Origin of the sequence: Haloarcula sp. JP-Z28 (genome assembly GCF_011440255.1) — an archaeon.
Classification (GTDB): Archaea; Halobacteriota; Halobacteria; order Halobacteriales; family Haloarculaceae; genus Haloarcula; species Haloarcula marismortui.
Genome location: NZ_JAAOHT010000023.1, coordinates 15,311 through 40,173, shown reverse-complemented (window position 1 = coordinate 40,173; position 24,863 = coordinate 15,311). Strand labels below are relative to the sequence as shown.

Annotated in this window: 26 protein-coding genes; 14 read left to right on the top strand and 12 right to left on the bottom strand. The window is 64.5% G+C overall.

The annotated features are described in order from the left end of the window. Positions 1 to 122: 122 nt before the first annotated feature. From G9463_RS10800 to G9463_RS10770, 7 genes are all read left to right on the top strand, one after another. The gene (locus G9463_RS10800) at positions 123 to 1,421 is read left to right on the top strand and encodes an ABC transporter substrate-binding protein (protein WP_165896686.1); all 1,299 of its coding nucleotides are present in this window, start codon (positions 123 to 125) and stop codon (positions 1,419 to 1,421) included. A 30-nt stretch (positions 1,422 to 1,451) separates the two neighbouring features. Further along, on the top strand, positions 1,452 to 2,369 hold the full coding sequence (locus tag G9463_RS10795; RefSeq protein ID WP_165896685.1) for a branched-chain amino acid ABC transporter permease: 918 nt from the start codon (positions 1,452 to 1,454) through the stop codon (positions 2,367 to 2,369). Then, the gene (locus G9463_RS10790; RefSeq protein WP_165896684.1) at positions 2,366 to 3,475 is read left to right on the top strand and encodes a branched-chain amino acid ABC transporter permease; all 1,110 of its coding nucleotides are present in this window, start codon (positions 2,366 to 2,368) and stop codon (positions 3,473 to 3,475) included. Before G9463_RS10795 ends, G9463_RS10790 begins: the two co-directional genes overlap by 4 nt. Continuing rightward, positions 3,468 to 4,280, top strand: coding sequence for an ABC transporter ATP-binding protein (locus tag G9463_RS10785; RefSeq protein ID WP_004959188.1), 813 nt, complete (start codon positions 3,468 to 3,470; stop codon positions 4,278 to 4,280). The genes G9463_RS10790 and G9463_RS10785 overlap by 8 nt, the downstream gene beginning before the upstream one ends. Continuing rightward, positions 4,277 to 4,999 (top strand): ABC transporter ATP-binding protein, encoded by a 723-nt coding sequence (locus tag G9463_RS10780; protein ID WP_004959186.1) that lies wholly within the window; start codon positions 4,277 to 4,279, stop codon positions 4,997 to 4,999. Before G9463_RS10785 ends, G9463_RS10780 begins: the two co-directional genes overlap by 4 nt. A 117-nt stretch (positions 5,000 to 5,116) precedes the next feature. Then, entirely contained in the window at positions 5,117 to 5,527 is a 411-nt protein-coding gene (locus G9463_RS10775) for an SCP2 sterol-binding domain-containing protein (RefSeq protein WP_004959170.1), read from the top strand. A gap of 38 nt (positions 5,528 to 5,565) precedes the next feature. Beyond that, on the top strand, positions 5,566 to 5,811 hold the full coding sequence (locus G9463_RS10770; RefSeq protein WP_004590621.1) for a hypothetical protein: 246 nt from the start codon (positions 5,566 to 5,568) through the stop codon (positions 5,809 to 5,811). 11 nt (positions 5,812 to 5,822) lie between these two features. On the opposite strand, the gene G9463_RS10765 is transcribed toward G9463_RS10770, so the two are convergent. Further along, positions 5,823 to 6,869 carry a HAMP domain-containing sensor histidine kinase gene (locus G9463_RS10765; protein ID WP_165896683.1) on the bottom strand — a complete coding sequence of 349 codons (1,047 nt, stop codon included), beginning with the start codon at positions 6,867 to 6,869 and terminating at the stop codon, positions 5,823 to 5,825. A 116-nt stretch (positions 6,870 to 6,985) separates the two neighbouring features. Then, entirely contained in the window at positions 6,986 to 8,962 is a 1,977-nt protein-coding gene (locus G9463_RS10760) for a DUF460 domain-containing protein (RefSeq protein ID WP_165896682.1), read from the bottom strand. A gap of 191 nt (positions 8,963 to 9,153) precedes the next feature. On the opposite strand from G9463_RS10760, the gene G9463_RS10755 reads away from it, so the two are divergent. From G9463_RS10755 to G9463_RS10740, 4 genes are all read left to right on the top strand, one after another. Beyond that, positions 9,154 to 9,714, top strand: coding sequence for a sugar O-acetyltransferase (locus G9463_RS10755; RefSeq protein ID WP_165896681.1), 561 nt, complete (start codon positions 9,154 to 9,156; stop codon positions 9,712 to 9,714). 77 nt (positions 9,715 to 9,791) lie between these two features. Continuing rightward, positions 9,792 to 10,139, top strand: a complete 348-nt coding sequence (locus G9463_RS10750) for a thioredoxin family protein (protein ID WP_007189429.1) — start codon at positions 9,792 to 9,794, stop codon at positions 10,137 to 10,139. Between the two features lie 62 nt (positions 10,140 to 10,201). Beyond that, positions 10,202 to 10,969: a glycerophosphoryl diester phosphodiesterase membrane domain-containing protein gene (locus G9463_RS10745; protein ID WP_165896680.1), complete on the top strand. Its 768-nt coding sequence runs from the start codon at positions 10,202 to 10,204 to the stop codon at positions 10,967 to 10,969. A gap of 74 nt (positions 10,970 to 11,043) precedes the next feature. After that, the gene (locus G9463_RS10740) at positions 11,044 to 11,562 is read left to right on the top strand and encodes an HPP family protein (RefSeq protein ID WP_007189428.1); all 519 of its coding nucleotides are present in this window, start codon (positions 11,044 to 11,046) and stop codon (positions 11,560 to 11,562) included. 28 nt (positions 11,563 to 11,590) lie between these two features. Here G9463_RS10740 and G9463_RS10735 read toward each other — a convergent pair whose 3' ends face one another. Both G9463_RS10735 and G9463_RS10730 read right to left on the bottom strand, forming a co-directional pair. After that, a complete protein-coding gene (locus tag G9463_RS10735; protein ID WP_058993999.1) occupies positions 11,591 to 12,028 on the bottom strand; it encodes a universal stress protein in 438 nt (145 codons plus the stop codon). A 4-nt stretch (positions 12,029 to 12,032) separates the two neighbouring features. Next, positions 12,033 to 13,127: a sulfite exporter TauE/SafE family protein gene (locus G9463_RS10730; protein WP_165896679.1), complete on the bottom strand. Its 1,095-nt coding sequence runs from the start codon at positions 13,125 to 13,127 to the stop codon at positions 12,033 to 12,035. Positions 13,128 to 13,292: 165 nt separating this feature from the next. On the opposite strand from G9463_RS10730, the gene G9463_RS10725 reads away from it, so the two are divergent. Further along, a complete protein-coding gene (locus tag G9463_RS10725; RefSeq protein WP_160164314.1) occupies positions 13,293 to 13,469 on the top strand; it encodes a hypothetical protein in 177 nt (58 codons plus the stop codon). 62 nt (positions 13,470 to 13,531) lie between these two features. Continuing rightward, entirely contained in the window at positions 13,532 to 14,458 is a 927-nt protein-coding gene (gene ddh / locus G9463_RS10720; RefSeq protein ID WP_165896678.1) for a D-2-hydroxyacid dehydrogenase, read from the top strand. A 34-nt stretch (positions 14,459 to 14,492) separates the two neighbouring features. Here the strand turns inward: ddh and G9463_RS10715 are convergent, their stop codons facing one another. After that, complete coding sequence (locus tag G9463_RS10715; protein ID WP_004959148.1) at positions 14,493 to 15,128, bottom strand: DsbA family protein; 636 nt, start codon at positions 15,126 to 15,128, stop codon at positions 14,493 to 14,495. A 75-nt stretch (positions 15,129 to 15,203) separates the two neighbouring features. Next, complete coding sequence (gene thiD, locus G9463_RS10710; RefSeq protein WP_165896677.1) at positions 15,204 to 16,589, bottom strand: bifunctional hydroxymethylpyrimidine kinase/phosphomethylpyrimidine kinase; 1,386 nt, start codon at positions 16,587 to 16,589, stop codon at positions 15,204 to 15,206. A gap of 121 nt (positions 16,590 to 16,710) precedes the next feature. On the opposite strand from thiD, the gene G9463_RS10705 reads away from it, so the two are divergent. After that, positions 16,711 to 16,875, top strand: coding sequence for a hypothetical protein (locus G9463_RS10705; protein WP_004590650.1), 165 nt, complete (start codon positions 16,711 to 16,713; stop codon positions 16,873 to 16,875). A 5-nt stretch (positions 16,876 to 16,880) separates the two neighbouring features. Here G9463_RS10705 and G9463_RS10700 read toward each other — a convergent pair whose 3' ends face one another. The 6 genes from G9463_RS10700 to G9463_RS10675 form a co-directional block, all read right to left on the bottom strand. Continuing rightward, the gene (locus G9463_RS10700) at positions 16,881 to 17,762 is read right to left on the bottom strand and encodes a DMT family transporter (RefSeq protein WP_007189423.1); all 882 of its coding nucleotides are present in this window, start codon (positions 17,760 to 17,762) and stop codon (positions 16,881 to 16,883) included. 40 nt (positions 17,763 to 17,802) lie between these two features. Further along, positions 17,803 to 20,115: a CARDB domain-containing protein gene (locus G9463_RS10695; RefSeq protein ID WP_165896676.1), complete on the bottom strand. Its 2,313-nt coding sequence runs from the start codon at positions 20,113 to 20,115 to the stop codon at positions 17,803 to 17,805. Between the two features lie 248 nt (positions 20,116 to 20,363). After that, positions 20,364 to 20,657: a stress response translation initiation inhibitor YciH gene (gene yciH / locus G9463_RS10690; protein WP_004516073.1), complete on the bottom strand. Its 294-nt coding sequence runs from the start codon at positions 20,655 to 20,657 to the stop codon at positions 20,364 to 20,366. A 44-nt stretch (positions 20,658 to 20,701) separates the two neighbouring features. Continuing rightward, the gene (locus G9463_RS10685) at positions 20,702 to 22,936 is read right to left on the bottom strand and encodes a transglutaminase domain-containing protein (protein WP_165896675.1); all 2,235 of its coding nucleotides are present in this window, start codon (positions 22,934 to 22,936) and stop codon (positions 20,702 to 20,704) included. After that, positions 22,933 to 23,907, bottom strand: coding sequence for a DUF58 domain-containing protein (locus tag G9463_RS10680; protein WP_165896674.1), 975 nt, complete (start codon positions 23,905 to 23,907; stop codon positions 22,933 to 22,935). Before G9463_RS10680 ends, G9463_RS10685 begins: the two co-directional genes overlap by 4 nt. Further along, positions 23,904 to 24,863: a MoxR family ATPase gene (locus tag G9463_RS10675; protein ID WP_004959140.1), complete on the bottom strand. Its 960-nt coding sequence runs from the start codon at positions 24,861 to 24,863 to the stop codon at positions 23,904 to 23,906. The genes G9463_RS10680 and G9463_RS10675 overlap by 4 nt, the downstream gene beginning before the upstream one ends.

Below are 24,863 nucleotides of genomic sequence, written 5' to 3'. Positions count from 1 at the left end.
TGCGGCAAACGCGTTCCAGAAGTATTAATTCACGGCTTCTCGTATGCTGTCCAGAACATGGTGCCTACCATGGACGGGGACACGGTTATACAGGGACTTGCGAAAAAGGATATCAGTATACCATGAACGAACATGACACGCGTTCGATTGACAGGCGAAGCGTAATCAAAGCTGCTGCCAGTGCCGGACTTGTCGGCCTTGCCGGCTGTTCCGGTGGTGCTCCCGACGAAGGTGATGGGGGCGACGGTGGCGACGGCGGCGACGGCGAATCGACGGATTCCTCGACGGACTCAGGCTCCGAAACCTACACCATCGGGATGGTTGACAGCCTTTCCGGTTCACTGTCGGCGTTCGGTCAGCGGAACCAGCGCGGCAAGGAAATCGCGCTTGACGATATCAACTCCGTCGGTGTTAGTGGCGGCGAACTGGCGATCTCACAGCAGGACGACCAGAGTACGAGCCAGGGTGGAGTCAGTGCAGCCCAGACACTCGTCAATCAGGAAGAGGTTCCGCTGCTCATCGGTACTGTCGGGAGCGGCGTCAGCACGGCCATCCACGAGAGCGTCGTCCAGAACACGGACGTCGTCCAGATCAGTCAGAACAGCACCAGCCCGAACCTGACGAACTTCCCGGACCTGCTCCGGATGCCGCCAGCCGGCAAGGCACAGGCGGAAGCGATTTCGTCGCTCCTCGATGAAGACGGTAACGAGTCCGCCGCGCTGGCCTGGATCAACAACGATTACGGGCAGTCCGTCGGCGAGGCCTTTATCGAGGCCTACGACGGAGAAATCGTCTACAACGAACCCCACGACCAGGGTCAGTCTTCTTACAGCAGTACAATCTCCTCGATGTCTGACACCGACGCTGACGCGTGGGTGTTCATCACCTACCAGCCGGAGTTCGCGACGATGTCCCAGGAAGCGTTCGACCTGGGTGTTACCGATCAGGCCGCCTGGTACGGCGGCGACAGCGTCAAAGGCCCGAAAGTCCTCGAGTCAGCTCCCGAAGGTAGCCTCGACGGAATGAAGGCCGTGGTTCCGAGCGTCCCGCAGGACGCCGAGAACTACCAGGCGTTCGTCTCGGAGTTCGAAGAGCGCTTCGGCGAAGAACCCACGTCGTGGTCGGCCTACGCCTACGACGCGGTGGTCGTCAGCGCGCTCGCTATCGAAGCCGCCGACGAGTTCACGGGCTCGGCGCTCATGGAAGTCGTCCGGGACGTGACCCGTCCCGAGGGTGAGGAGGCGACCTCATACGAGGACGCACACGAGATTCTGGCGAACGGTGGCTCACCGTCGGACGTGGATTACACCGGCGTGAGCGGCCCCATCGACCTCGACGAGAACGGTGATCCCGTCGGGTTGCTGCAGGTGTTCGAAGTCGTGGACCACGCGTACGAATCCAGCGGCTTCATCGAGGGCTAAGGCGGCCACGACCCTTTTCCATTTTCACCAATGGCGCAGATATTACAGTACCTGGCAAACGGGCTCGTTTTCAGTAGTATCATCATCCTCGGGAGTATTGGGCTCTCGCTGGTCTACAGCATCGCCGACTTCGCGAACTTCGCACACGGCGATACGATGACGCTTGGTGCCTACGGGGCGTTCGTCGCGTTCGGTGTGTTCGGCGGCCTTGGCGGCACCGTTCTCGGTCTCCCGATCGGGTTCTTCCTGTCGCTGGCGGTCGGGATGGCGCTTGCGGCGGTCGTCGCCGTCCTCACTCATATTCTCGTGTACAAGCCCCTCGATACGGACTCGATCGGGCTGCTCATCACGAGCATCGGCGTGGCGTTCGTCTACCGCGCAGTGCTACAGGCGACCTTCGGGACGGACTTTCTGCAGTACGATATCAGCCGCAGCGGACCGATTCCGGTGCTGCTTGACACGCTCGATGTCGCAGTCACACAGCGAGACGTGGCGATTATTGTCAGCGCGGCGGTCCTCGTCGCCGGCCTGCATCTCCTGCTCCAGCGGACGACGCTTGGCCGGAAGATGCGTGCGACGGCCGACAACCCCGACCTTGCACGCGTGAGCGGTATCCGAACCGACCGCGTCATTCTCGTCATGTGGGTTGTCGGCAGCGCCCTGGCCGCCGCTGGCGGCGTCTTCCTTGCGCTGTACAGCCAACTCGACCCGCGAATCGGCTTCAACATCCTGCTGGTCGTGTTCGCCGCAGTCATCCTCGGCGGTATCGGGTCGGTGTACGGCGCGATGCTCGGTGGACTCCTCATCGGGATGCTCCACGAACTGACGCCGCTGCTCAGCGATGTCGGCCTTCCGGTCAGCAACGCTTACGCGCCGGCTGTCGCGTTCGTCATCATGGTCGCGGTCCTGCTTGTCAGGCCCCGCGGCATCGCGGGTGATACGACATGAGCACACTCGATGTCGGTACGTACTCGCCGCGCGAGAAGGGTGTCGTCGGACTGCTCGGCGCGCTCGCCGCGCTCCTGCTCGTCGCGGTTTTGACCGGCTTCCTTGCACCAGCGTACCTGCTGTATCTCATCGGGCTGTCGGCGATGTACATGCTCCTCTCGATGGGGCTGAACGTCCAGTGGGGGTACGGTGGCATGATCAACTTCAGCGTCGCGGCCTTCTTCGGCCTCGGCGCGTACGGGACCGCGCTGCTAACGGCGTCCGGCTCGCCGATATCCGGCGGCGTCAGCCCCGTCATCGCGCTGTTTGGCGGTCTCGGACTCGCCGCAGTGCTCGCGGTGATTATCGGGTACCCGACGCTGAAACTCCGCGATGACTACCTCGCAATCGCGTCGCTGGGACTCGCAGAGGTCGTGCGTATCTTCATCCTCAACGAATCACAGTGGACGGCGGGCAGTGCCGGTCTGACCGGCATCCCGCTGTTTTTCTCCGACTGGCCCGTGCTCGGCGACCTGACGTACCCCTACATCTTCTACGCAGGCGGGACGCCGGTGTTCAACATGAGCCAGTCGGTCGTCACCAGCCTGCTGAACGTCGTTCTCGTCACGGTGATTGTCGCGGCGGTCTATCTGTTCCTCCGGCGCATCCACCAGTCGCCGTGGGGCCGCGTCCTCCGAACGATTCGGACCGACGAAGACCTCGCGGAGACGCTGGGCAAGAACACGTTCGCGTTCAAGATGCAGGCGTTTGTCATCGGGAGCCTCATTATGGCGCTTGCGGGCGTGTTCTACTCCCACCTCGTGTTGTTCGTCAGCCCGCAGGACCTCCAGCCCATCACGACGTTCTACGTCTGGGTCGCCGTTATCCTCGGCGGCACCGGCAGCGACCGCGGCGCGATGCTGGGCGGGTTCACCATCGTCGCCATCCAGCAGGGAACGCGCTTCCTGACCGACGTCGGCGCGCTGCCCATCGGCGCGGCACCGCTCCGACTCATGCTGGTCGGCCTGCTCATCATCTTCATCGTCAGGCTCCGCCCGGAGGGGATTCTCCCGCCGGAGCGCGAACTTATCTGGCCCGACTCGATGGGTGGTGGTCGCGATGAGTGAGCAGTCGCTCGTCTCCGACGGCCCGGTTCTCGGGAAAGACGACCCCGTTCTCCGTGCTGAGGGGCTAGAGAAACGCTTCGGCGGCCTCGTGGCAACGGACGACGCGTCCATCGAGGTCGAACGCGGCACGATTACGGGTCTCATCGGTCCGAACGGGGCCGGCAAATCGACGCTGTTCAACCTCGTCTCGGGCTTCTACGAGCCCGATGCGGGCTCCGTCTCGGTCAACGGTGTTGACGTGACCGGCCAGAAGCCCCACGCGATCGCCGATCAGGGGATGATCCGGACGTTCCAGACGCCGCGAAAACCGGAGGGCATGACCGTTCGGGAGGCGCTACTGGTCGGACCACACAACCAGACCGGGGAATCGATTATCCCGCTGTTCACCTCGCCGAGTACCGTCGAACAGGAGGAACGGCGCTCGCTGGAGCAGGCCCAGCAGATGCTCGAACGGTTCGAAATTGGCGATCTGGCGACCCAGCCAGCAACGGACCTCTCGGGCGGGCAGATGAAACTGGTCGAACTGGCCCGCGGGATGATGGCCGAACCCGACCTGCTGTTGCTCGATGAGCCGGTCGCCGGGGTCAACCCTGTGCTGGCCGACAAACTGGCCGGGTTCATCGAGGAACTCAACGAGGAGGGCATCACCTTCCTCATTATCGAACACGACATGAACTTCATTATGCGGCTGGCCGACCCGATTATCGTCCTCAATCAGGGAAGTGTCCTCGTCGAAGGGCCGCCCGAGGCGGTCCGGAGCGACGAGCGCGTCATCGACGCCTACCTCGGAGGGCCGTCGGAATGACCGACCCTATCCTCACCGTCGACGGCGTCGACAGCGGCTACGGTGAAGTGCAGGTACTCGATGACCTCTCACTGACGCTCGGCGAGGGGGAGATCGCTTGCCTCGTCGGCCCGAATGGGGCCGGCAAGTCCACTGTCCTCAAGACGGTGTTCGGGATGCTGGAGCCATGGACCGGCTCGGTACGTCTTGGCGACCGCGAAATCGGCGGGATGGCCCCGGAAGATATCGTCCGTATCGGCGTCGGCTACGTCCCACAGACCGAGAACGTGTTCGGCTCGCTGACCATCGACGAGAACCTCCGGATGGGTGGGGTCGCTCGCGACGACGGCCTCGACGAGGTCGTGGCCGAACTGTACGACCGGTTCCCCATCCTCGACGACAAACGCACCGCGAACGCGAAGACGCTCTCGGGCGGCCAGCGGCAGGTGCTGGCCTTCGCCCGCGCGCTCGTGATGGAGCCCGACGTGTTGCTCATTGACGAGCCAAGCGCCGGTCTGGCACCCAACACTGCGAAAGAGGTGTTCGACGACGTTGAGACGGTCAACGACCTCGGCACGTCGATCCTCATGGTCGAGCAGAACGCCCGTGAGGGTCTGGGCATCTCCGACCGCGGGTTCGTCCTCGACCAGGGGACAGTCAAGTTCGAGGGCGAGGCCGACTCGCTGCTCGACGACCCCGAGGTGTCTCGGCTGTACCTCGGTGGCGAATCGCGCCGCTAAGCCCCCGTTTCGCTGTTTTCCTCGCGTTCTTCGCGGAGCCACAGCGACGACTTCCCGGGGGTTGCACTCGAACGGACAAGGCAACACAGAAAAGCCCCCCTTGCATACCGCCTGCCAATGACTGTGACGCTGCCGACCGAGGCCGACGACTGGGCCGCTGCGTGGCGCGACCGGATCAACGAGCGTGCTGCGTTCGCCGACAGCGCTGACGACTTCACCGCTGTATTCTGTTTCGAAATCCGCGCTGACGACGCCTATACCGGCGAACCGATACAGTTCGTCGTTGTCATCAAGGACGGTGCCTGTACCGCCGCTGGGACGGTCGCGGACCCCGAGTATGACTTCGCGTTCCGTGGCCCCTACAGCGAGTGGGTCACGATGTTGCAGGGCGACCTCGACATCTCCGCCGCCGCGATGGACGGCACCTTTGACGTCGAGGGCGACACGATGCGGCTGCTGCGCCGGCAGGACACCATCGCCGAGATGGTCGCGGCGGCGCAGAACGTCGACACCGAGTTCGAGCACTGACCGACGGGCTTTTGTCCGCCCGCTTGGCCTACACGGGTATGTTGGATAAACTCGGTGCGGTTGGTATCGGCGGCATCGTCGTGTTGCTCGCCGGCATCGGTCTGGTCGCGTGGAAGGCACCCATCGTCGCCGTCGGCATCGCTCTCGTTGTCGGGGGCCTCGGACTGGTCGTCTACGGCCTCGTCACGAGCCTGCTCGGTGCGTTCGGACTCGGCGGAGGGATGGGCGGTATGGGTGGCGGCGGCATGGGCGGTGGCGGTATGGGCGGCGACGGCATGCCCTGAGGCGGAGACGACTAACAGGCGGTGTCCGCATCAATATCGAACTCGAACCGTGCACCGCCGTGTTCTCCAGCTGTGGCACGTACTGTCCAGCCGTGGGCTTCGGCGATTGCCCTGACGATATAGAGACCGAAGCCGGTTCCGTCAGCCGCCCGTGACGCGCCCGGTTCGAACACCCGCTCCCGTTCGTCGGGAGCGATTCCCCGGCCGTCGTCCTCGATTGCGAAGCCGTCGGGCGTCGGTACGACGTGAACCGTTATTTCGGTGGTGTCGCCGCCTCCTTCCTCGTCGGATGCTCGTTCGTCGCGCACAGGCCCGTGTGTGACGGCGTTAGCGAAGATGTTCTCAAACAGTCGGAGCAATCGCTCTGGGTCGGCTTCGACCAGTATCGGCGGCGGCGGTTCCAGCACTGCGTTGCTGGTTTCGACGTGAACCCATGCCGTCGTTGCCACGTCAGCGATGTCGACCGCCTGCTCGTCGGTTGCAAGCGTTCCCTCTCTGGTCGCGGTTCGCATGTCCTTGATAATTGATTCTAACCGCTGTAACCCGTCTCTGGCGGCGTCGATACGCTCGGGCGACAGCTCCTCGGCAGCGAGTTCGAGGTGGCCGCTGGTGACGGCAAGCGGCGTCCGGAGGTCGTGTGCCAGCAGGTCGGCGAACTCCGTGAGCCGCTCGTTTTGTCGCTCAAGATGCCACTCCCGCTCGCGCCGGTCCGTGATATCTCGACCGACACCGCTGAACCCCTGAACTGTACCGTCGTCCCCCGTGAGGAGCCGGCCGCTGAGTTCGAACGTCACTACCCCCTCTGTCGTCTCCGCCCGCGCTTCGACGCTCGTTTGACCCGACTCGAACACGTCCTCGATGGCTGCTTCAACGGCTGCCCGGTCGTCTGCAACGAAGAACTCGGTCGGGTCCATTCCCGACAGTTCGCCGTCCGTCAGGCCGAACAGTTCGTTCAGCCGAGCGTTCCAGTACGCAAGTTTGCCGTCTGCGTCGTAGACGTAGAAGACGTCGTCGAGAGTCTCGACCGCGGCCGCCAGAACACGACACTGGTCTTCCATGCGAGACAAACGCACCCGAAGACCATAACTACTCAGTACGGCTGGCTCGCCGTTGTGCCACCGACACACCGAACGGAGTGCCATGTCGCTCCGTCCTGTTCGACGGACGCCAGCGCCTAGTTCTCGCTTGTCGGCCGGTCGGCCCGGTGTTCGCTGATGATCTGGTCGACCATCTCCGCGTTCTGCTCCTTCCGGCGGTCGGCGGCGCGTTCTTCCCAGTCTTCGATTGCCGCCTCGATTTCGCCTTCACGGGCGACAGCCAGTTCGTCCACTTCCTGTACGGTGACCATCTCGGCTGGCGCGACGGCGATATCGTTGTCGAACAGCACCTGATCGGCAATGTCGGAGAGGTTCCCGTTCCGGAGGACGATTTTCGGGTCGATATCCGCCAGTTGCTGGGCCGTCGACCGGCCCGCACCCGAGGCGTCCCGGAACATGACGATGTCGTCCTCAACGAGGCCAAACCGCTCGTCGGCGTCGGCGATAGCGTCCTTGGTGAACTGTTCGACCACCTTGACCGGGGTCAGCCCCTCCTGTTTCTCCGAGACATCGGCGAAGTTCGAGTGGTCGAGCTTCCACAGCGCTTTCAACCGTTCGAGCTTGTCAGCCAGCGCCTCGCGTTTCTCCTGTTCGTCATCGACTTTCCGTTCGAGGGCCTCGTTGCGCCGCTGGAGCCGCGTCACCTCGCGGTCTTTTCTGACCTCGCGCCGGCCCTCGCTGCGGGCCTTCTCCAGTTGTTTGTCCTTTTCCGAGAGCTGGTCGTCCTTGCGCTTGATAGTCTCTTTGAGGTCGTCGACGTGTGACTCAAGGCGTTCGATGCGGGCGTTCAGCCGCTTGATTTCCTTCTCGTCGTCGGTGAGTTCCCGCGGTTCGTGGGCCGTTGTGTCCTCGTCCTCGCTGTCGTCGTCTTCGAGGTCCCGCAGCACTGTTTCGACGCTCTCCTCGCCGGCGACGACACGGTCGATGACCGGTCCCACATCGTACTGTGGCGGGACCTTGCCCGCGACACGCTCGAACTGGTCGGCGTGGTGGTCGAAGGCGTAGAGCGCGGCGGCCATCGCGTCGCGTTCGTGGTCGTTGTCGTACGCCTCCTCCCGAGTCCGGTGTTTCTTCTCGTCCACCGGAAGGTCCGTGTCGGGCTCCCAGCCGGCGGCGCTAAAGGAGCGCCGGAGCTTCTCGACGGTTTCCGGCATCGGCGTCACGTCGGCAGCAACAACGACGGGCCGCCCGCGCTCGATAATCCACTCCGTCGTCGCGGCAGCGTCGTCGGTGCGCGAGGAGTACACGTCCAGTACAGTGCCGTCGAGCGAGACGATGGCAACAGCCGTCGTCGTTCCGGGGTCGACGCCGACGACGACGTGGTCGCGCCGCTTTGCAAGCGGCTTGAACTCGATGCCGTCCCGCCGCTGGCGCTCGATTTCGACGCGCGTGTCGCCCGACCGGGCTCTCGACACCGGAATGTCCTGTGGTCGGGCCGAGACCTGAAACACGGCGTTGGAGAACCCGCCGTACTTCTCGGTCACGTCCCGCTCGTACTCCAGACCGGCAGCGTCGAGCTCGGACTCGATTTCGCGCGCTCGCTTCCGGACTGCGCCGTGGATGCGCCGGGTGTAGCGGTCTTCTGACCACCCTCCCTTTCCGGTCGAGCGGCCCCGCGAGACCTTCACCTCTGTTGTATCGGTGAAGGCGGACACCTCCTGCCCGACGTTGGCGGCGGCCAGCCGGGCCGCGGCCTCGGCCTCCTCCATCGGGTCCTTGCCGTAGGGGACCCCGTGGCGCTTGGCGACCCGGGAAAGCGGCTCCGGCCGCTCGTCGCCGGTCACCTGCACCAGTTTTGTTTCGTCGGGGAGGGACCCGAGGACGTGGATCAGGGCATCCTTGTCCTCGGCGAGTTCGTACATGTTATCCGTCGCGACGATGGCCGGCTCCTCGTCCTCGATACGCCGGCGGAGCTTCCGCCGCGAGACCACGTCTCGCTCGACTGATTCCCCGTCGAAGACCACCAGCGCGTACGACGGTGCGTCACCGCGCACGTCGCCGCTCTGGATGTCGACACCGAAGACGACTGCGTCGAGCGCTGCCGTGCGGTTCACGAACCATGGTAGGCGACGGTCGACTATAAATCCGTTCCGGGCTAGCAGGGTGGGTCGTGTTTCGGGACGCGATGGCGACTTCGAACAGCCAGAAAGCCCCCCGACCCAAACATCTCTTACCGGGGCGCTCCGACAGCCCACTATGACCATCCCTCGCTGCGCCGCGAGAGAGACTTCAGAGGTGGGTCGGAATGGCGTCTGAACGGGAGAAGATGCTGGCGGGCGAGCGCTACGACGCGAGCGACCCAGCACTCGTTGCTGCCCGAGAGCGTGCGAACGAACTCACCCGGGAGTACAACCAGACCGACCCATCTGAGGCCGACACCAGACAGGCGCTCATCGAGGACCTCTTTGGCTCGGTCGGTGCGGACTGCCACGTCGAACCGCCCTTCCGGTGTGACTACGGCGACAACATCCACGTCGGCGATGGGTTCTACGCGAACTTCGACTGCGTCGTACTGGATGTCTGCCGGGTCGATATCGGCGACGACTGCCTGCTCGGGCCGGGTGTCCACATCTACACCGCGACGCACCCACTTGACCCGGATGAACGACGTAGCGGCGTCGAGTACGGGAAGCCGGTGACTATCGGCGACAATGTCTGGGTCGGTGGGCAGGTGGTCATCAACCCGGGCGTCACCGTCGGCGACGATGCCGTCATCGGGTCCGGTGCGGTCGTCACCGACGACGTTCCTGCTGGCGTCGTCGTTCAGGGGAACCCCGCGTCGGTCGTACGTGAAATCGAGGATTGACAGCGCCGGACAGTAGTTGCGGCCGAACGGGTGTGACCTGTCGCGGGGTTCTTCGCGCTGTGGCACGTACCGTCTCTATGGACACGACGACGGAACACAGCGTTCGGACGGTGGAAACGCGAGACGAACTTGACGACGTGCTGGCCACGGCCGACCACGTCTTGGTGATGGTCCGGACGAGTGGCTGTACTATCTGCAAGTCGATGGAGCCGATACTCGATATCGCTGCGAAAGCCACTGACGCCACGGTGGTCGTGTTCAATCCGAAACACGACCTCGATGCCGTCGACGCGTTCGATGTCCGGAGTGTCCCGACGTTCCTGCTGTTTGCTGACGGGGACCTGATTCACCGCCGTGCTGACGGGTTCGTCCCGGCGGAGGACCTTATCGAGTTCGTCGAACGCGGGCTGGAATCGCGTACGTGAACTGGGTTGGATTGTCACACTGAGGCAACACTTTTGTCATTGCTTGTCGAAGCGGTCCGACGATGGCCCTCCAAATCGGCTCCGCCCTCGAAGAGGCGGGGTACCGGCTGTTCAGTCGTACCGGCGCGATACTACTTGTAGCGTTTTTTGCCCTGATGGCTAGCTTTCAAGTCCTGTTCAATTCAATTCTGGCGACGACCTACACCAGGATGGGATACGGCGAAATTGCCGCAGCCCTGCCGCTCACCTTCGACATCCCGCTTACTGTTGCTGGTGCTGGTATCGCTGTCATCTCCGTCGTCTCACTGTATCTCACTGTCGTGTCCTTCCGGACGTTTGTCCCCGGAGCGCGCGAGAGCTTCCCTGAGGGTGCGTTCACGCGGAACGTGCCACTCGCGCTGGTGAACGTGTTCGTCGGCGGGATCGTCTACAGCCTGCTGGTGTTCATCGGGTCGATCTTGTTCCTCATCCCCGGCATCTTCGCCTACGTCGTGTTCATTTTCATGATGCCGTACGTCATCGTCGAAGACCGGAACTTCGTTGCGGCGCTCAAAGAGAGCTACCGGCTCACCAAGGGTGACCGGCTCGCGCTGTTCGGCCTGCTGTTGATTGTTGGTGCCGCCGCGGCGGTCGTTGGCGGGATCATCGGATTCATCGGCTCGCTGGCGCTTTCGGGACCGGTTTCGCAACTGCCAACTATCGTTATCCAACCCCTGGCGTCGCTGTATGGCACCGCGATTATCGCAGTCGCGTTCGAGCAACTGCGGACGGCTGACGGGCGGCCGCCGTCGGCCCCGAGCGAGGACGACACGACGATGACGGCGCTCTGACCGCTGTCGTCCCCATTCGGGATGACTCTGTCGGACCGTGACTGTCTTATCCGTCCAGTTTCCTACCGGGAGCAATGCGACGGCATCGGGTCGGGACGAGCCTGTACGCTGGCGTGCTGTTCGTCGTCCTCGGAACGCTCGCGTGGGCGAGCGGCCAGCCATTCATCTTCCCGAGTCTCGGCCCGTCTGCGTTCATTCTCGCATTTCAGCGGGACGGCGACCGGACGGGGCTGGCCAGTGTCGTCATGAGCCATTTCATCGGCGGTGTTGCGGGGCTGCTCGCGTACAGCCTGCTTGCTGGCGGTGTCTCGCTCGTCGCGGACCCAACCGCATTCTCGATGGCCGGGCTTCGCCTCGTCGCGAGTGCGACCCTCTCACTCGTCGTGACGAGCTGGGGGATGATTGCGACCGATACGGTTCACGCGCCGGCCTGTGCGACGACGCTCATCGTCTCGCTAGGGCTGCTCTCGACCCCGCTGCAGGTCGCAGTCATCGTCGTCGGTGTCGGTGTCCTCGTCGCGTTCCACGCGCTTGTGCTGTCAGCGTACCACCAAGCGACCGATCCGTCCCGGCCAAGTCTGGTCGATGGCTGATGCAATCACGCAGACCCCTGCACCGCGCTCACTCGTCCGATAGCTGGACGGTCAGCACTGGGACCGGCGATTCGCGGACGACCGTCTCTGCGACGCTGCCGATGAGATAGTGGTCCAGTCCGGTCCGGCCGTGGGTCCCCATCACGACGAGGTCCGCCGGAACGTCCGTGACCGCGTCGACGATTTCGGTCTTCGGAACGCCCTCTCGCTGCGTGGTTTCGACAGAAACGTCGTCAGGGAGCTCGGCAACGGTCGCTTCGATGGCCGACCCGGCGCGCTCGCGCTCTGCTTCGAGCCACGCGTCAGCCGAGAGGCCGCTTGACGGACTCTCGAACCGGTTTCGGGTGTCGACGACCGAGAGCACGTGGACCGTCGCGTCGAACCGACCGGCAATTTTTCCCGCGTGTCTCGCGGCCGCACCGATACCGTCGCTGCCGTCGGTCGGGAGGAGAATCGTGTCGTACATCGGCTCAGACACCACCCGTCGCCATCAGGAACAGCGCTGCGGCGATGACTGCGAACAGCCCGCCGACGAACTTCTTGATGGTCCCGGTATCTAGCGCGGTCGAGACGTACGGTGCAATTTGGCCGCCGGTGACGGTCGCAGGCACGGTCCAGACGACCATGTTCCACGGCGTCGACGCGAGGTCGATGGAGTGCGCGCCCGGGACGAGGCCGCCGCCGAAGACGTGGACCAGCGAGGCCAGAACCGCGGTCAGCGCCACGACGATGTGGTTCGTGCCGATGGCGACTCGGACCGGGACATCGGTTCGGAGCATCGAGATGATGCCCAGTTCGCCGACGCCAAAACCGGCCAGTCCCTGGAAGACACCGCCGATGCTGTAGTTCGCGAAGCGTTCGAGATAGCCGCCGCGCGTGTAGCCGTAGTCGTTGCCGTCGCGGTCGACGCGCGTCACGGTTCCGTTGTCGGCTGTTTCGACGCCGGCCGGCCCGAGTTTGTTGTCGTCGTCGGGGAGCGTCGCATCGCCACCGTCAGCCGACACCTCTGGGTCATTGTTGCCTGCCTCACCAGGTTCCTCGTGGCCGAGGTCGGCCTTGAAAAGCAGGTACGACGCCGCCAGCAGGGCGATGCCAAGCAGCGCGTGAAACAGCGGCTCCGGGATGACAAACGACAGCAGCGCGCCGGCGACGACAAAGGGCACGCTCCCGAAGACGAGGCTCAGTGCGAGCCGCCGGTCGACGAGCCCGTACTGGATGAACGCGAGTGCCGAACTGGAGAGGCCGAACGATTCGCTGATGAGTCCGACCTTCACCAGCGTTTCTGGAGTCAGCGTCTCCCCGGCGAGTACCGGGAAGATGAAGATGAGAAACGGGACGAACAGGGCCGACCCGCTGATACCAACCGTATTGACGATGGTGGCACCGGTGACGAATGCGATACAGAGCCACCAGTACTCGAACCAGTAGCCGGTGCCCGCGTCAGCGGGCGTCGGTGCAGCGGTGTACACACCGACGACGAACAGCAGTGGTGCCAGAAATACGAAAACGTGCTGGTACTTGAGAAACCCCTTCTGGAGTCGACTGGACGGTGACGACGTGGTCATTGACGCGTGAACCCAGCATTGTGAACTATCGCTTAAATCCCTTGTTGTCTGTACTTGTTTCAAAAATGATGGCAAAAACCGGTGAAGACGGCAAAAACGCATGGCCTCTCCGTCGCCCTAATATCCCTAATATTTATTTCACACCCCGTGGTAACATGTATCGTTATGAGTTTTCCAGAGGGACCAATGGAGTCGGGCGGTCGGTCGAGTTACGATGAAGACGTTGCTGCCGACGCTACGGACACAGACGGGCTCTTTGGACCCCTGCGTCGGTTCTCGAAGCGGTGGTCCCGCCGCTATATCGAGATGCGTGTCGACGCGCTCGAGAGTCGCTGGGACTGACTGGCTCGCCGTCGTATCGCGTTCCGGAAAAGGACTATACTGCCCCCGGCGCAGGGACGGATATGGATATCGCCAGAATCGCCGTCCACGAGTCGGTTGCGAAGGCCTGCCCGCTGGAAGCGATGGTCGCCGCGTTACAGGGGCCCGACATTCCCGTCGAGATTGTCGGCGACGACGCCGCATTCGATGCCGGTGACTGCGTCGTCACGTTCTCCCCACGGAACACGTTTCTGGACGCCGCCTGGGTCCACGGCATCCGCGCGGGCTACGACGAGTTCGACGTGGACGCCTACGAGGCCGCTGGAACGGCGCTAACCAACAGCACCGGCATTCACGGCGACACTGTCCCGGAAACCGTCGTCGGCTACCTGACGGCCTTTGCCCGCCGCCTCCACGTCTATCGGGACTGCCAGCGCGACAGCGACTGGACGCAGGAACCGTACGACGCGCCGTTCACGCTGACCGGCGAGCAGGTGTGCGTGGTCGGGCTGGGCACCATCGGCCAGGGCGTCGCCGACCGGGCCGACGCACTGGGGATGGATGTCGTCGGCGTTCGTCGCTCCGGTGACCCCACCGAGAACGTCGAGCACGTGTACACCCCCGACGAACTGGACACTGCCGTCGCCGACGCGCGCTTCGTCGTGCTGTGTTGTCCGCTCACCGAGGAGACCGACGGCATGGTTGACGCCGCTCTCCTCGCGCAGATGCGGACCGACAGCTACCTCGTCAACGTCGCTCGGGGACCGGTCGTCGTCGAAGACGCGCTACTGAACGCCCTCGATACCGGGACGATTGCGGGGGCGGCTCTCGACGCCCACTGGGCGGAACCGCTTCCGGACGACCATCCGCTCTGGGACCACGAATCGGCCATCGTAACACCACACGTCGCCGCGGCCACGAGCCGGTATCACGAAGACATCGCGGCACTCGTTCGGGAGAACGTCGAACGAGCCACACGCGGCGAGTCACTGCGGAACCGCGTCGCGTGAGATCGAGCGCAGGCGATGCCGCCTTGTGCCACGTTCAGCTACCTTCGACCAGCCGTTCGAGCTGCTCGGGCGGGACCGCGCCGCGGGCGGCGTGACCATCGTAGGCGAACGTCGGGACGCCGGTGATGCCCTGGCGCTTGGCCGCCGTGAAATTCTCGCGGACCTCTGACCGGAGGGCGTCGTCCGCGAGCGCCGACCGGATCTCGTCGCCGTCGACGCCCGCGTCCTCGGCCAGCTCGACCAGCAGATCTTCGTCGCCGATGTCCTGTCCGTCCTGCCACAGCGCCTCGAAGACGGCCACGTCGAAGGCCAGCCACGTCTCGTAGTCGTAGTGCTCTTTGACGTAGTACGAGGCTATCTGGGCTGGCAGCGAGTCGATGTCAGTGGCGATGTCTAGGTCCATCTCCACGTCGTATTTCGCCTGCAATCGGCGAACACTCTCTTTGGCCTGCTCGTAGTACTCGTCGTCCTTGCCGTCGTCGACGGAGTGGTCGATGGAGCCGTCGGGGTTGCGCTTCCCGCTCCGGAGGTCGAAGGGGTGCCAGTCGACCTCCAGTTCGTCCTCGCGCGTCGACTGGTACTGCCTGAGCGATTCGCGTCCGAGATAACAGAACGGGCAGACGTAGTCCGAGAAGACCGTAATCCGCTCGCTCGACTGTGTTTCACTCATACGTCCGAGTATGCGTTGCTCGCGGTTAAACGCGGCCACCGTCTGTGTCGAACCAGCGCACGACCGACTGACCGGCTACACGCTGTCCTCAACGGTCCCGTGGACGGTCTCCATCCGGGAGACAAGGTCGTCGGCGTCCGCTGCGAACAGTGTCACGCGCCCGTCAGTACCCACGCCCTCGCGGCCGACGACGGCGACCGGTGTCCCCTCGCTGGCCTCGAAGGCCCGGTCGACGCCCCACGCGATACCGTCGTCGGAAACCGCGTCCGGGCGCTCGTCGGGGTCGTACGCAGCGACAGGCCCGTCCAGCGACGACAGCGCGTCCTCGATGGCGTCGGCCAGTCGGCAGTTGGCGGCGAACCGGACCGCGGGGTCATGTTCACGGGCGGCCAGCAGGGCACGAGCCACCGTCGTGGACGCGCCGAAGCGGACGCCGCGGTTCGGCCGGATACCGTCCATCGTGCGGGCGATGCGGCCTTCGACGGCGGCGACCGCGTCCGGTGTCTCTGCGTATGGTGTCGCACCAGCGATTGTCATCCCTCGATCTGGGACCAGCGCCGATACGTCCGCATCGACGAGGGCCGACACGGCCCGCTCGACGGCCTCGCTTGTCGGACGGCGCGCGGCGTCGTTGCGGGTCTGGACGAGGTGGTGGACCGCGCCCGGACCGTCACCCACGTCAACGTTGTACCGGACCGCGCTCGCAAGCAGGTCGATACTGCTTCCGACCGCCGCCGGCAGGTCGTCGCCGTGGGCCAACTGCGTCGCGATGGCTGAGGAGAGCGTACAGCCGGAGCCGTGGGTGGCCTCGGTGTCGATGCGGTCGTGGCGAAACGTCGTCACCCCGTCCTCGGTCACGAGGGTGTCGACGACGGCGTCGCCCGGGACATGGCCCCCCTTCACGAGCGCGCTGTCGGCTCCCATCTCAACGAGGTCACGGCCCGCCTGCTCCGCGGCCGCAGGGTCGTCGACATCGCGCCCGGTCAGGACGGCGGCTTCGTCGGCGTTCGGCGTGACGACCGCCGCTTCGGCGATGAGAGTCTCGTAGGCGTCTTCGGCCTCGGCAGCCAGTAACCGGTCGCCCGAGGCCGCCACCATCACCGGGTCGACGACGAGATTCGGCAGGTCGGCGGCGTGTTCCACGACCAGAGTGATGACCTCTCTCGTTGCGAGCATGCCCGTTTTGACCGCGGCCACGTCGAAATCTCCCGTGACCGCCCCAATCTGGGCCTCAATTTCGTCGACCGGGAGTAGATGCTGGCCCTGCACGCCCGTGGTGTTCTGTGCCGTCACGCTCGTGATCGCGCTGGTCCCGAAGCCGCCACAGGCTTCGATGGTCTTGAGGTCGGCCTGGATGCCGGCCCCACCACCGGAGTCGCTGCCAGCGACGGTCAGCACGACTGGCGGCGTTACTGGGGCGTCCGTTCGTGTCATATCTGATGCCTTTGCCGGCGGCCACATATCGGTGCTGGTCTCTCAGTAGGACTATATTATGCGGACAATCCTAGTATGCTAATAATACTTCATACCACATCTGAGAAACCTTTATGTAGCGCTGTGCCGGATGTGCCCTTGTACCACAATGGAACCAGCGTCGCGCGATACTACCGACTCCGACGAGCAGTACGGCAGCTTCACTACTGGCGGCGGCGACGTCGTCGTCTACGACACCGAGAACCCGACCGCATGGCTTCAATCGAGCTATGCGGTACAGGTTGGCTGCTCCTCGGAACGAAAGTCGGCCTGACCTTTCTATCCGACCGATATCATTGCGATACCGACGATAGCCAGCCCCGCAGCGGCTAGGCGTGCTCGGAACTGCGCCTCGTCGAGAATAATCGCGCCCAGAATAACAGCGACGATAGCCTGCCCGTTGACGATGGGGGAAACGATACTCGCCGGGAGCAACTGGAAGGACAGCAACACGATGTGGTTCGCGTAGGCGACGAACATCGCCGCGACGACGAACTTCGGGAGGTCTGCCTGCCACCCCGGCGGGATCTGATACCGGAACGCGAACGGCGTCATCAACGCGGCGATGCCGACAGCCATCACCGGGATGTATGTCGTCGGTTCGATAGCCAGTTCCTGCATCAGCACCCGCTTGCTTACATCGACGAGCGCGAACGCCGCAGCCGACAGTAAGGCCAATTGCGCGGGCCGGGACTGCTGGGCCCGTTTGAGTGGGGCCAGTAACGCTGTGCCTTGCCAGTTCGCGACATAAACGGCGGCGGTCGCGACGACGACGCCGCCGACCTGCAGCGGCGAGAGGTGCTGGCCCAGCAGGCCGACTTCCAGCGGCAACACGAACACGGGAACGATTTTGCTGATCGGCGAGACGTAGGAGACTTCGCCGACGCGGATCGCCCGAAAAAGGGTGAGCAGTCCCACTGCCGTCACCGCCGTCACAGCGAGTATCGACAAGAGGACATTGACGCGGTTTCCCGCCGGGAGGAAGGGCTTGTTGCTGATGAAGACGACTGGGAAGTAGACGATGGGGACCAAGCTGTACGTAAGCAGCAGGAACACCGGCGACGGGTATTCGGTGAACCACCGCTTCATCACGAACAGGTACACCCCAAACACCAGCGCCGACAGGACGGCGTACGCGATTCCGACGTTCACGGTTGACAACGGCCGGCCGACCTCAATAACTGTTCCCTTCGGGCTCGTGTCAGGAACTACGCTGACGGGCAATCAGCGCCGCAAGTAACATTGCGAGACCGGTCACGAGCGCAGTAAAGCCGTTGCCCTCTCCGGCTGTAGTCTGTGTCTCTGTGAGTATCTCCGCCGGAGTCGACGTTGGTTCCGACGTTTCCGTCGAGACGACCACCTCGACCGCCGTCGTGGTCTGTCCGTCACCCGCTGACAGCGACACCGTTCCGGGTTTATCGAGGGTGACCGTCCGCGTGACCGTTGTCGTCGTCTGTGGTGGGAGATACAGCCGCTGCTCGGCGAACACGACATCGCTACGGCGGAACTCGACCGTTATCGTCCCCGGAATACCGTTGTCGTTGGCGACAGTGGCGGTCACGTCGACCTCGTCTCCCTGTCTGACCTCTTTTGGACTCGCAGTGACGTTAGTCACACTGGCGGCTGCCGGCTCCGTCACCACGACAGTGACGGTGTCGCCGTCGACGCTGATGGCGTATCGGCCGGGGTCGGCAAACGTGTGTGTCACTTCGACCTCGGTCCGTTCCCCCGGTTCGATCTGGCCCTGTTTCGCGGCGACGACGGTCTCGTTGACTGCGAGCGTCACGTTGTACGCCCCCGCCTCACCACCGGCGTTCTCGACGACCGCATCGACCGCGAGCGTCTCGTTGGTCACCAGCCGGATCGGTTTGCTCCCGCCGACCGGTGCGTTCGGCCGGTAGAGACTATCTGCACGGTAGGCATCTGCCCGGTCGACCGGTGGCAGGCCGTAGCCGATACGGGCGGGAATCGCACCGAACAACTGTCGCTGTGTCGTCCCGTTCCACATCGTCACCGTTGCTGTCGTTTCAGTCTCCGTCGCGGTCGTGTTCCGGACGGTTTCCCCGCCAGCGGCCTCGACTTCGGTGAGGAACTGCGATTGCGTGACCGGGTCACGGTAGCCGTTCAGCGACTGAAACACGCTCTGGAGTGTCTGGTTGCGGCCAGTAGCCGAGCGGATATGGACGTCTGCCCGCCCGGCGACGAGCGCGCCCTTCCTGTAGTTCGCGTTGCTCGTCCAGCTTGCCCTGTCAGTCAATGTCACGTCGCTGTAGACCGGCCGTCCACCCACCGCGAGCTGTTCCCGGAACTCGTCAAACCCGATCCGGTTCTGTTCCAGCGTCAGGACAGCGGCGTAGTACGTCGCCCAGCCCTCGACCGTCCACCGCGTCTCCTGTGTCGTCTCGTAGGCCTGCCGGCTGTGGACGTACTCGTGAAGCCAGACGTTGTTGGCGGTGTCCAGCGTTTGCCGGGACTGGACCCACATATCAGCGTCACCGATCTGATACCCCTCGACGCCCCACTCTACGGCCCCAGACGGCGCGGCGACGACGAACACCTGCTCGTCACGGTCGCCGACCCGGAGAGCGTTCGATGCGTTCGCCATCGAGTCGAGAACCGAAATTGGCGAGGCCGTCATTGCCGACCGCTCTGGCACAGCCAGCGTGAACGTCTGGTCGTGCGCTGTCTCCTCGAACGTCGCCACTTCGCCGAGGTACACGATTTCCTCGCCAGCCGCACCCGGGCCTGCCGTCCGGAGCGTGCGGTTGTACCTGACGGGGTCCTGACCAGTGTAGCGCCAGCGCGTCGGCGTCAGTGACCGCGTGAGCAGCGCCCACTCGCCCGTATCGACGCTGAGATATCGGCCCTCGGACCCCTCCGGACCGCTCTTCTCGATGGTCTGGTTCGGGTTGATGCGGTAGCTGATCGTCGCCGTATCCGTCGTTTCTTCCCACTCATACACGGACTCGTTGACGCGCTCGAACCCGTCCGTTCCGGTCACCGTCGCCGCCGCCGGGACGTGCGTTTCGAGGTCAACGACCCGGTCCGGGACTTCGTAGGCCACGGTCACCGCGACTTCACCCGGCTCCTCAGGCACGCGCGCGTATGTCTGTGTCTGCTGAATCACGTCACCGTCCTTGGTCTGTGTTGCACCCGACGTGGCCGTCCCTGTCTCCATGCTGGCCGCCGCTGGGGCTGCCGTTCCGGCTGTGTCCCCACCCTGTCCCCGCGGCTGGCGTCGATGCATGTCGGCGCTTCGTATCCGGACCAGCGAGCCATTCGACTCGGTCGTGGCTGTCGACGACTGTACTGTCTCAACTGCCGGCCCACGCTGACCCGACGCCGTCTCGGCTTTGTACGTGCAGTTCTCACCGACGCCAGCCGCCGCTCCGTCGCTAGCCCCGGTCACCGCCCCGTGGTCGGCGGTCGCCGCCACCGGGAGCGACGCGATTCCCCCACCAAGGAGAAGCACCACGAGTCCGACGGCCACCACCCGCCGGGGTACACCGAACATTGCAAACAGTTACCGCCCCGTGGTTGAAATACTTGACCGCCGATTATGCGTGCTGGTATCATGCAACAAATTCTGTCTCTACCGGTCGCTACCCGAATCTCCCACGACGGTAAAAAGCAGCCAGACCTGAACCACTCATAGCCGATCGCAGCGCACACTCGCACGCAGACCGAGCTGAAAAGCTGGCGAGCAGGTCACAGCAGCGGCTTGCCACGGCGCTCTCACGAGAACCGTTGGCAGTCAGGAGTTCAGGCGACGTTGAAACCTTTGTCGCGGAGGAAATCCTCGACGCGGCCCGTGTGATTGCCCTGGAGCTCTATCTGCCCGTCCTCAACAGTGCCACCGCAGGCGAACTTCGATTTGAGGTCTGAGGACAGCGAGTCCATGTCGACGTCTTTCGGGTCGAATCCCTCGATAATCGTTACCTCCTTCCCGTAACGGCGCTCGTCGATGCGGATGTTAATCTCCTGGGACTCCTTAGCGACGTCCTCACAGACGCAGAGCTCCTCAGGCAGCCCGCACGTCGAGCAGACTTCCGACATTACAATCGCGCCTACGAACACGACCTATTAAACACTGTCGGGGACTATCGCTCGGAGACGATCCCGTCGGCGATTTCGACGGCCTCGTCGGCCATTGCCTCGCTCACTTCGCCGCCGTACCGGAGCCGTTCTCGTAACGTCGCCAGCCGCCTGACCCGGTCGTCGGCCCCTATCGCGTCGAGATACGCCCGTACCGTCTCGCCGCTTTTGCGGCCCCGGTGTTCCGTCGCAAGGACGTACATGGCCCGCTGGAACGCCCGCTCGACGTCGGTCTCTGGGTCCACGCGGCGCTGGTAGCGCAGCCACACCGCCCGGTAGGCTCGCTCGCTGAGGCCGGACCGGCGCGCGCCCGCTGCGATGCCGAGCAACGCGACGACGCCGAGCGTCATCTCCTCGCGCGACGGGAGGTCCGGGATGCTCAGCTCCGTCCCCTCGTCTGTGTCCGACGCCTCTGTTGTGCCGGTGGGTGTGTCCGTTCCGGTGGCCGTTGGTGTCTCCGTCGGCTCGGTCTCGGTACCATTGGTCTCGGTCAGTGGGGCAGGCGTTGACGTGTCGGGTGGCGTGTACCGTTCTACCGGGTTGCCGTCGCCGACAGTGGGCGACGATCCGTCCGAACTCGCGTCTTCGATACGTTGCTGTCTGACTGCCTCTCGCGGCCCGGACGGCGTCGGGTCGAACTGTACCCAGCCCTGACCGGGGAAGTACACTTCGACCCAAGCATGAGAGTTGAGCCCGCGCACGACCCACTGGTCTTCGTCGATGCGCTGGCCGGAGGTGTACCCGACGGTCATGCGCGCCGGGATGCCCTGGGTCCGGAGCATCGTTACCATCGTCGTTGCGAAGTAGACGCAGTACCCTTCGTCCATCTCGAAGAGGAAGGCGTCGGCGACGTTGAAGTCGGGTCGGTCGACATCGAGTGAGTAGCCCTTGGTGTCCTGCAGCCAGCGCTCGACGACCAGCGCCGTCTCGTAGGGATTCTCGGCGTTCGCGGTGAGAATAGCCGTCCGTTCCCCAACCCGGTCCGGCGTGCTGTCGGGAAGCTGCGTGTACAGCTCCGCAGTCGTATCGTCGTAGTCAGTGCCGGCCGCACGCAGCCCGTCGGGAGTCGCCACGAGCAGTTCGCTCCTGACCTCGTAGGTGTCGCCAGTCGACAACGGGCCGTCTGGCTGGAACCCGCCCTCGCTTGAGACCGATACCGACGGCTCCCCAGAGTAGCGGACGGGCTTCCAGGCGGCCGGGACGGTCCCGATGGTCGACTCCGCCCGGAACTCCTGTCGAAGCGTCCGGGTTTCACCCGGTGGGCTGTCGAGGCGCTGGTCGTCGTACTGGCGTGGATTCCCCGTCCGCACCCACCCGTTGCCGGTGTAGCGGTCGTAGGAGGCGACCCGCCAGTAGCGCGGTTCCTCGCTTTCGACCGTGTACCGGATCTCCGGCGTCAACGAGATGCTCCCGCGTACTGAAAGGGACTCTCCGGCGTCGAAGAGGCTCCCTTCGACGGTCTGACCCTCCGACTCGTCGTCGTAGGACAGCAAACTGTCCCGGGTGATCGGCACCTGTGACAGCGCCGCCGGGACGACGATTATCGCCGCCAGCTGTTCGAGGACAGCGCGCCGCCCAGCGTCGATGCCGTCGCCGTCATCGTCCGCGCGCTCCGTCCCGTCACTGCCAGTCATCGCGTCCGGTCGCTTCGTCAGGTCCGCCGGCTCGTCCGTCGACAGCGTATCGAGCGTTCCGAAGCCGATCGTCGCTGCGATGCCGACCACACCCAGCAGTGTCGTCACCACACCGGCGTCAGTCGTCAGGGCGAAAAACGCGAGTGCCGTGCCAGCCGCCACCGTCGCCGTGACGTACCAGCGCCGCAGCGCGAAGTACCACGTTAGAAACACCGGTGCCGGCGCGAACGACAACACCCACAGCCTGACCTCGGCTATCTGGAGCAGCGACCGTCCGGTCAGCAGGGCGACGGTGTCGCTCAGAAGCTCCGTTATCGCCGGATTCGTCGAGAGGTTCAGGATGTACGCCCCGAGCCCGCCGGCGAACAGCACTGCGCCGACAGCAACCGCGAGGGGCGGTCTGAGCACGCGGGCCAGCAAGGTCGCACCCACGAACGAGAGGGCGGCCAGCGCCAGAAACAGGGTGGGGTCGCCGACCACGTCGCTGAGATAGTACATCGTCCGAAGCGGCGCGCCGATTGCCAGCGCCGTCGCAAGCAACGCCAGTATTCGTGACCCGCCCCAGGGGACCCGGTCGCGGACACGCTCTGTGACCGGGGCACTCATCCGTTCACCTCGCCTGCGATGGGGTTGTCCCGACTGGCGGTCACAGCAGCGAAGGACTGGCGGCGGCCGTCGACCGACACCGTGACCCCGTCGCCGTTGGCTGTGACAATCACGTCGGCGTCGTCTGTCCGGCCGGTCTGGCCCGCGTCAGCCCGGGCCAGCAGTTCGAGCAGTCGCGTTCGGTGGGTGTCGCCGTACCCCTGTTCGACCGCGCCGTTCGGGACGGCGAGTTCGACGGCGAGACCACTCTCCAGCGCGGCCATCGTGATCGTCGCCGCCGCGGCGGCCATCTCGTCGGCGTGGCCCCGCTGGGCTTCCGCGGCAACGAGCAGGGTCCGGTCGCTCCGGTTGTCAGTGAACTCCTTGACTAACAGGTCCTCGCGCTTGGCGCTGGATTTCCAGTGGACGTTCCGCAAGGAGTCGCCGCTGACGTACTCTCGCAGTCGGTCAAACGACTGCCGGTCCTCGTTCTCCGGTGTGAACGTCCGTGCGAACGCGTCCGTGCCGCCCAGTCGGTAGACGGGCGGATACACCAGTACGTCGGCCTTGCTCTCGATGGTATAGCTCTCTTTGATGAGTCCCAGTGCGTCCGTCACCGTTGCCTCGATGGGGCCGACCCGTTGCTCACCCCGGGCCGTGTAGGTGACCCGGTATGTCACCGCCGCTGGCAGAGACTTGGTGACTGTCGTCTTTCCATCAAGCCCCTCTGAGAGCCGAGCGGTGACCGTCGCAATGCCACTCCCGTCGACGTGGAACTCCACGGGCTTCGTCTCGCCGGGAAACCCACGGCGGAGGTGGCCCAGTTCGACCGTCGGCGCGCCGCTCCAGCGAACCTGCACGGCGGCGGCGAACACGCCGGCAAACAGCGGGCCGGCGACGGCGGTGAGCCCGGGCTGGCCGAATCTGGCGCTAATAAGAAGGCCGGCGACGGCGACAGCGAGGACGGCGAAGCCGCGTCGTGTCGGTCTCATTCGACGTAGACGGTATCAAGTGCCTCCGCGACGAGTGCCCGGGCGTCCTGCTCGCTGCTCTCAGTGCGGATACGGTGTGGAAGGACAACCGGCGCTTCCGTCTGTACGTCGTCGGGAATAACGTAATTGCGGCCGTCGAGCACGGCCCGGGCCTGTGCTGCCCGGAGCAGCGAGATGCTGCCCCGCGGGCTGACACCCAGCTGTGCGTTCTCCCGCGTGTACCGCGCCAGCCGGGTCGCGTACGAGCGGATAGGCTCCTCAACGGCCACGTCGGCCACCGTTTCCCGGGCCGCGGACAGCGCATCGAGGGTGGCGACCGACGTGAGATCCTCGATGGGATGGTGGCCCACCACGTCACCCAGCATCTCCGTCTCCGCCGCCTCGTTCGGATAGCCGAGATGCAGTTTCGTCATGAACCGGTCGAGTTCGGCCATCGGCAGGTCATAGGCCCGGTTCTGCTCAACCGTGTTCTGCGTGGCGATGACGGTAAACGGCTGTGGAACGGGATGTGTGGTCCCATCGACGGACACCTGCTGTTCCTCCATGGCCTCCAGCAGCGCCGACTGCGTCTTCGGCGGTGCACGGTTGATCTCGTCGCCGAGGACGACGTTGGCGAAAATCGGACCCGGCCGGAACTCGAACTCCTGTGTCTTCTGGTTGTAGATGTTGACGCCGGTCACGTCGGTCGGGAGGAGGTCCGGGGTGAACTGGACGCGCTTGAACTCGCCGTCGAAGGACGCGGCAACAGAGCGAGCAAGCATCGTCTTGCCGACGCCGGGGACGTCCTCAAGCAGGACGTGGCCGCGGCCGAGCAGCGCGATGACTATGTGTTCGATGGCGGCGTGTTGCCCGACGATGACCTGCTCGACGTTTTCGATCACCTGATTGGCGACGCGTGTGGCGTCGCGGAGGGGACTGTCCGACTGTTGACTGTGTGGGGTATCAGTGTCTGTCAT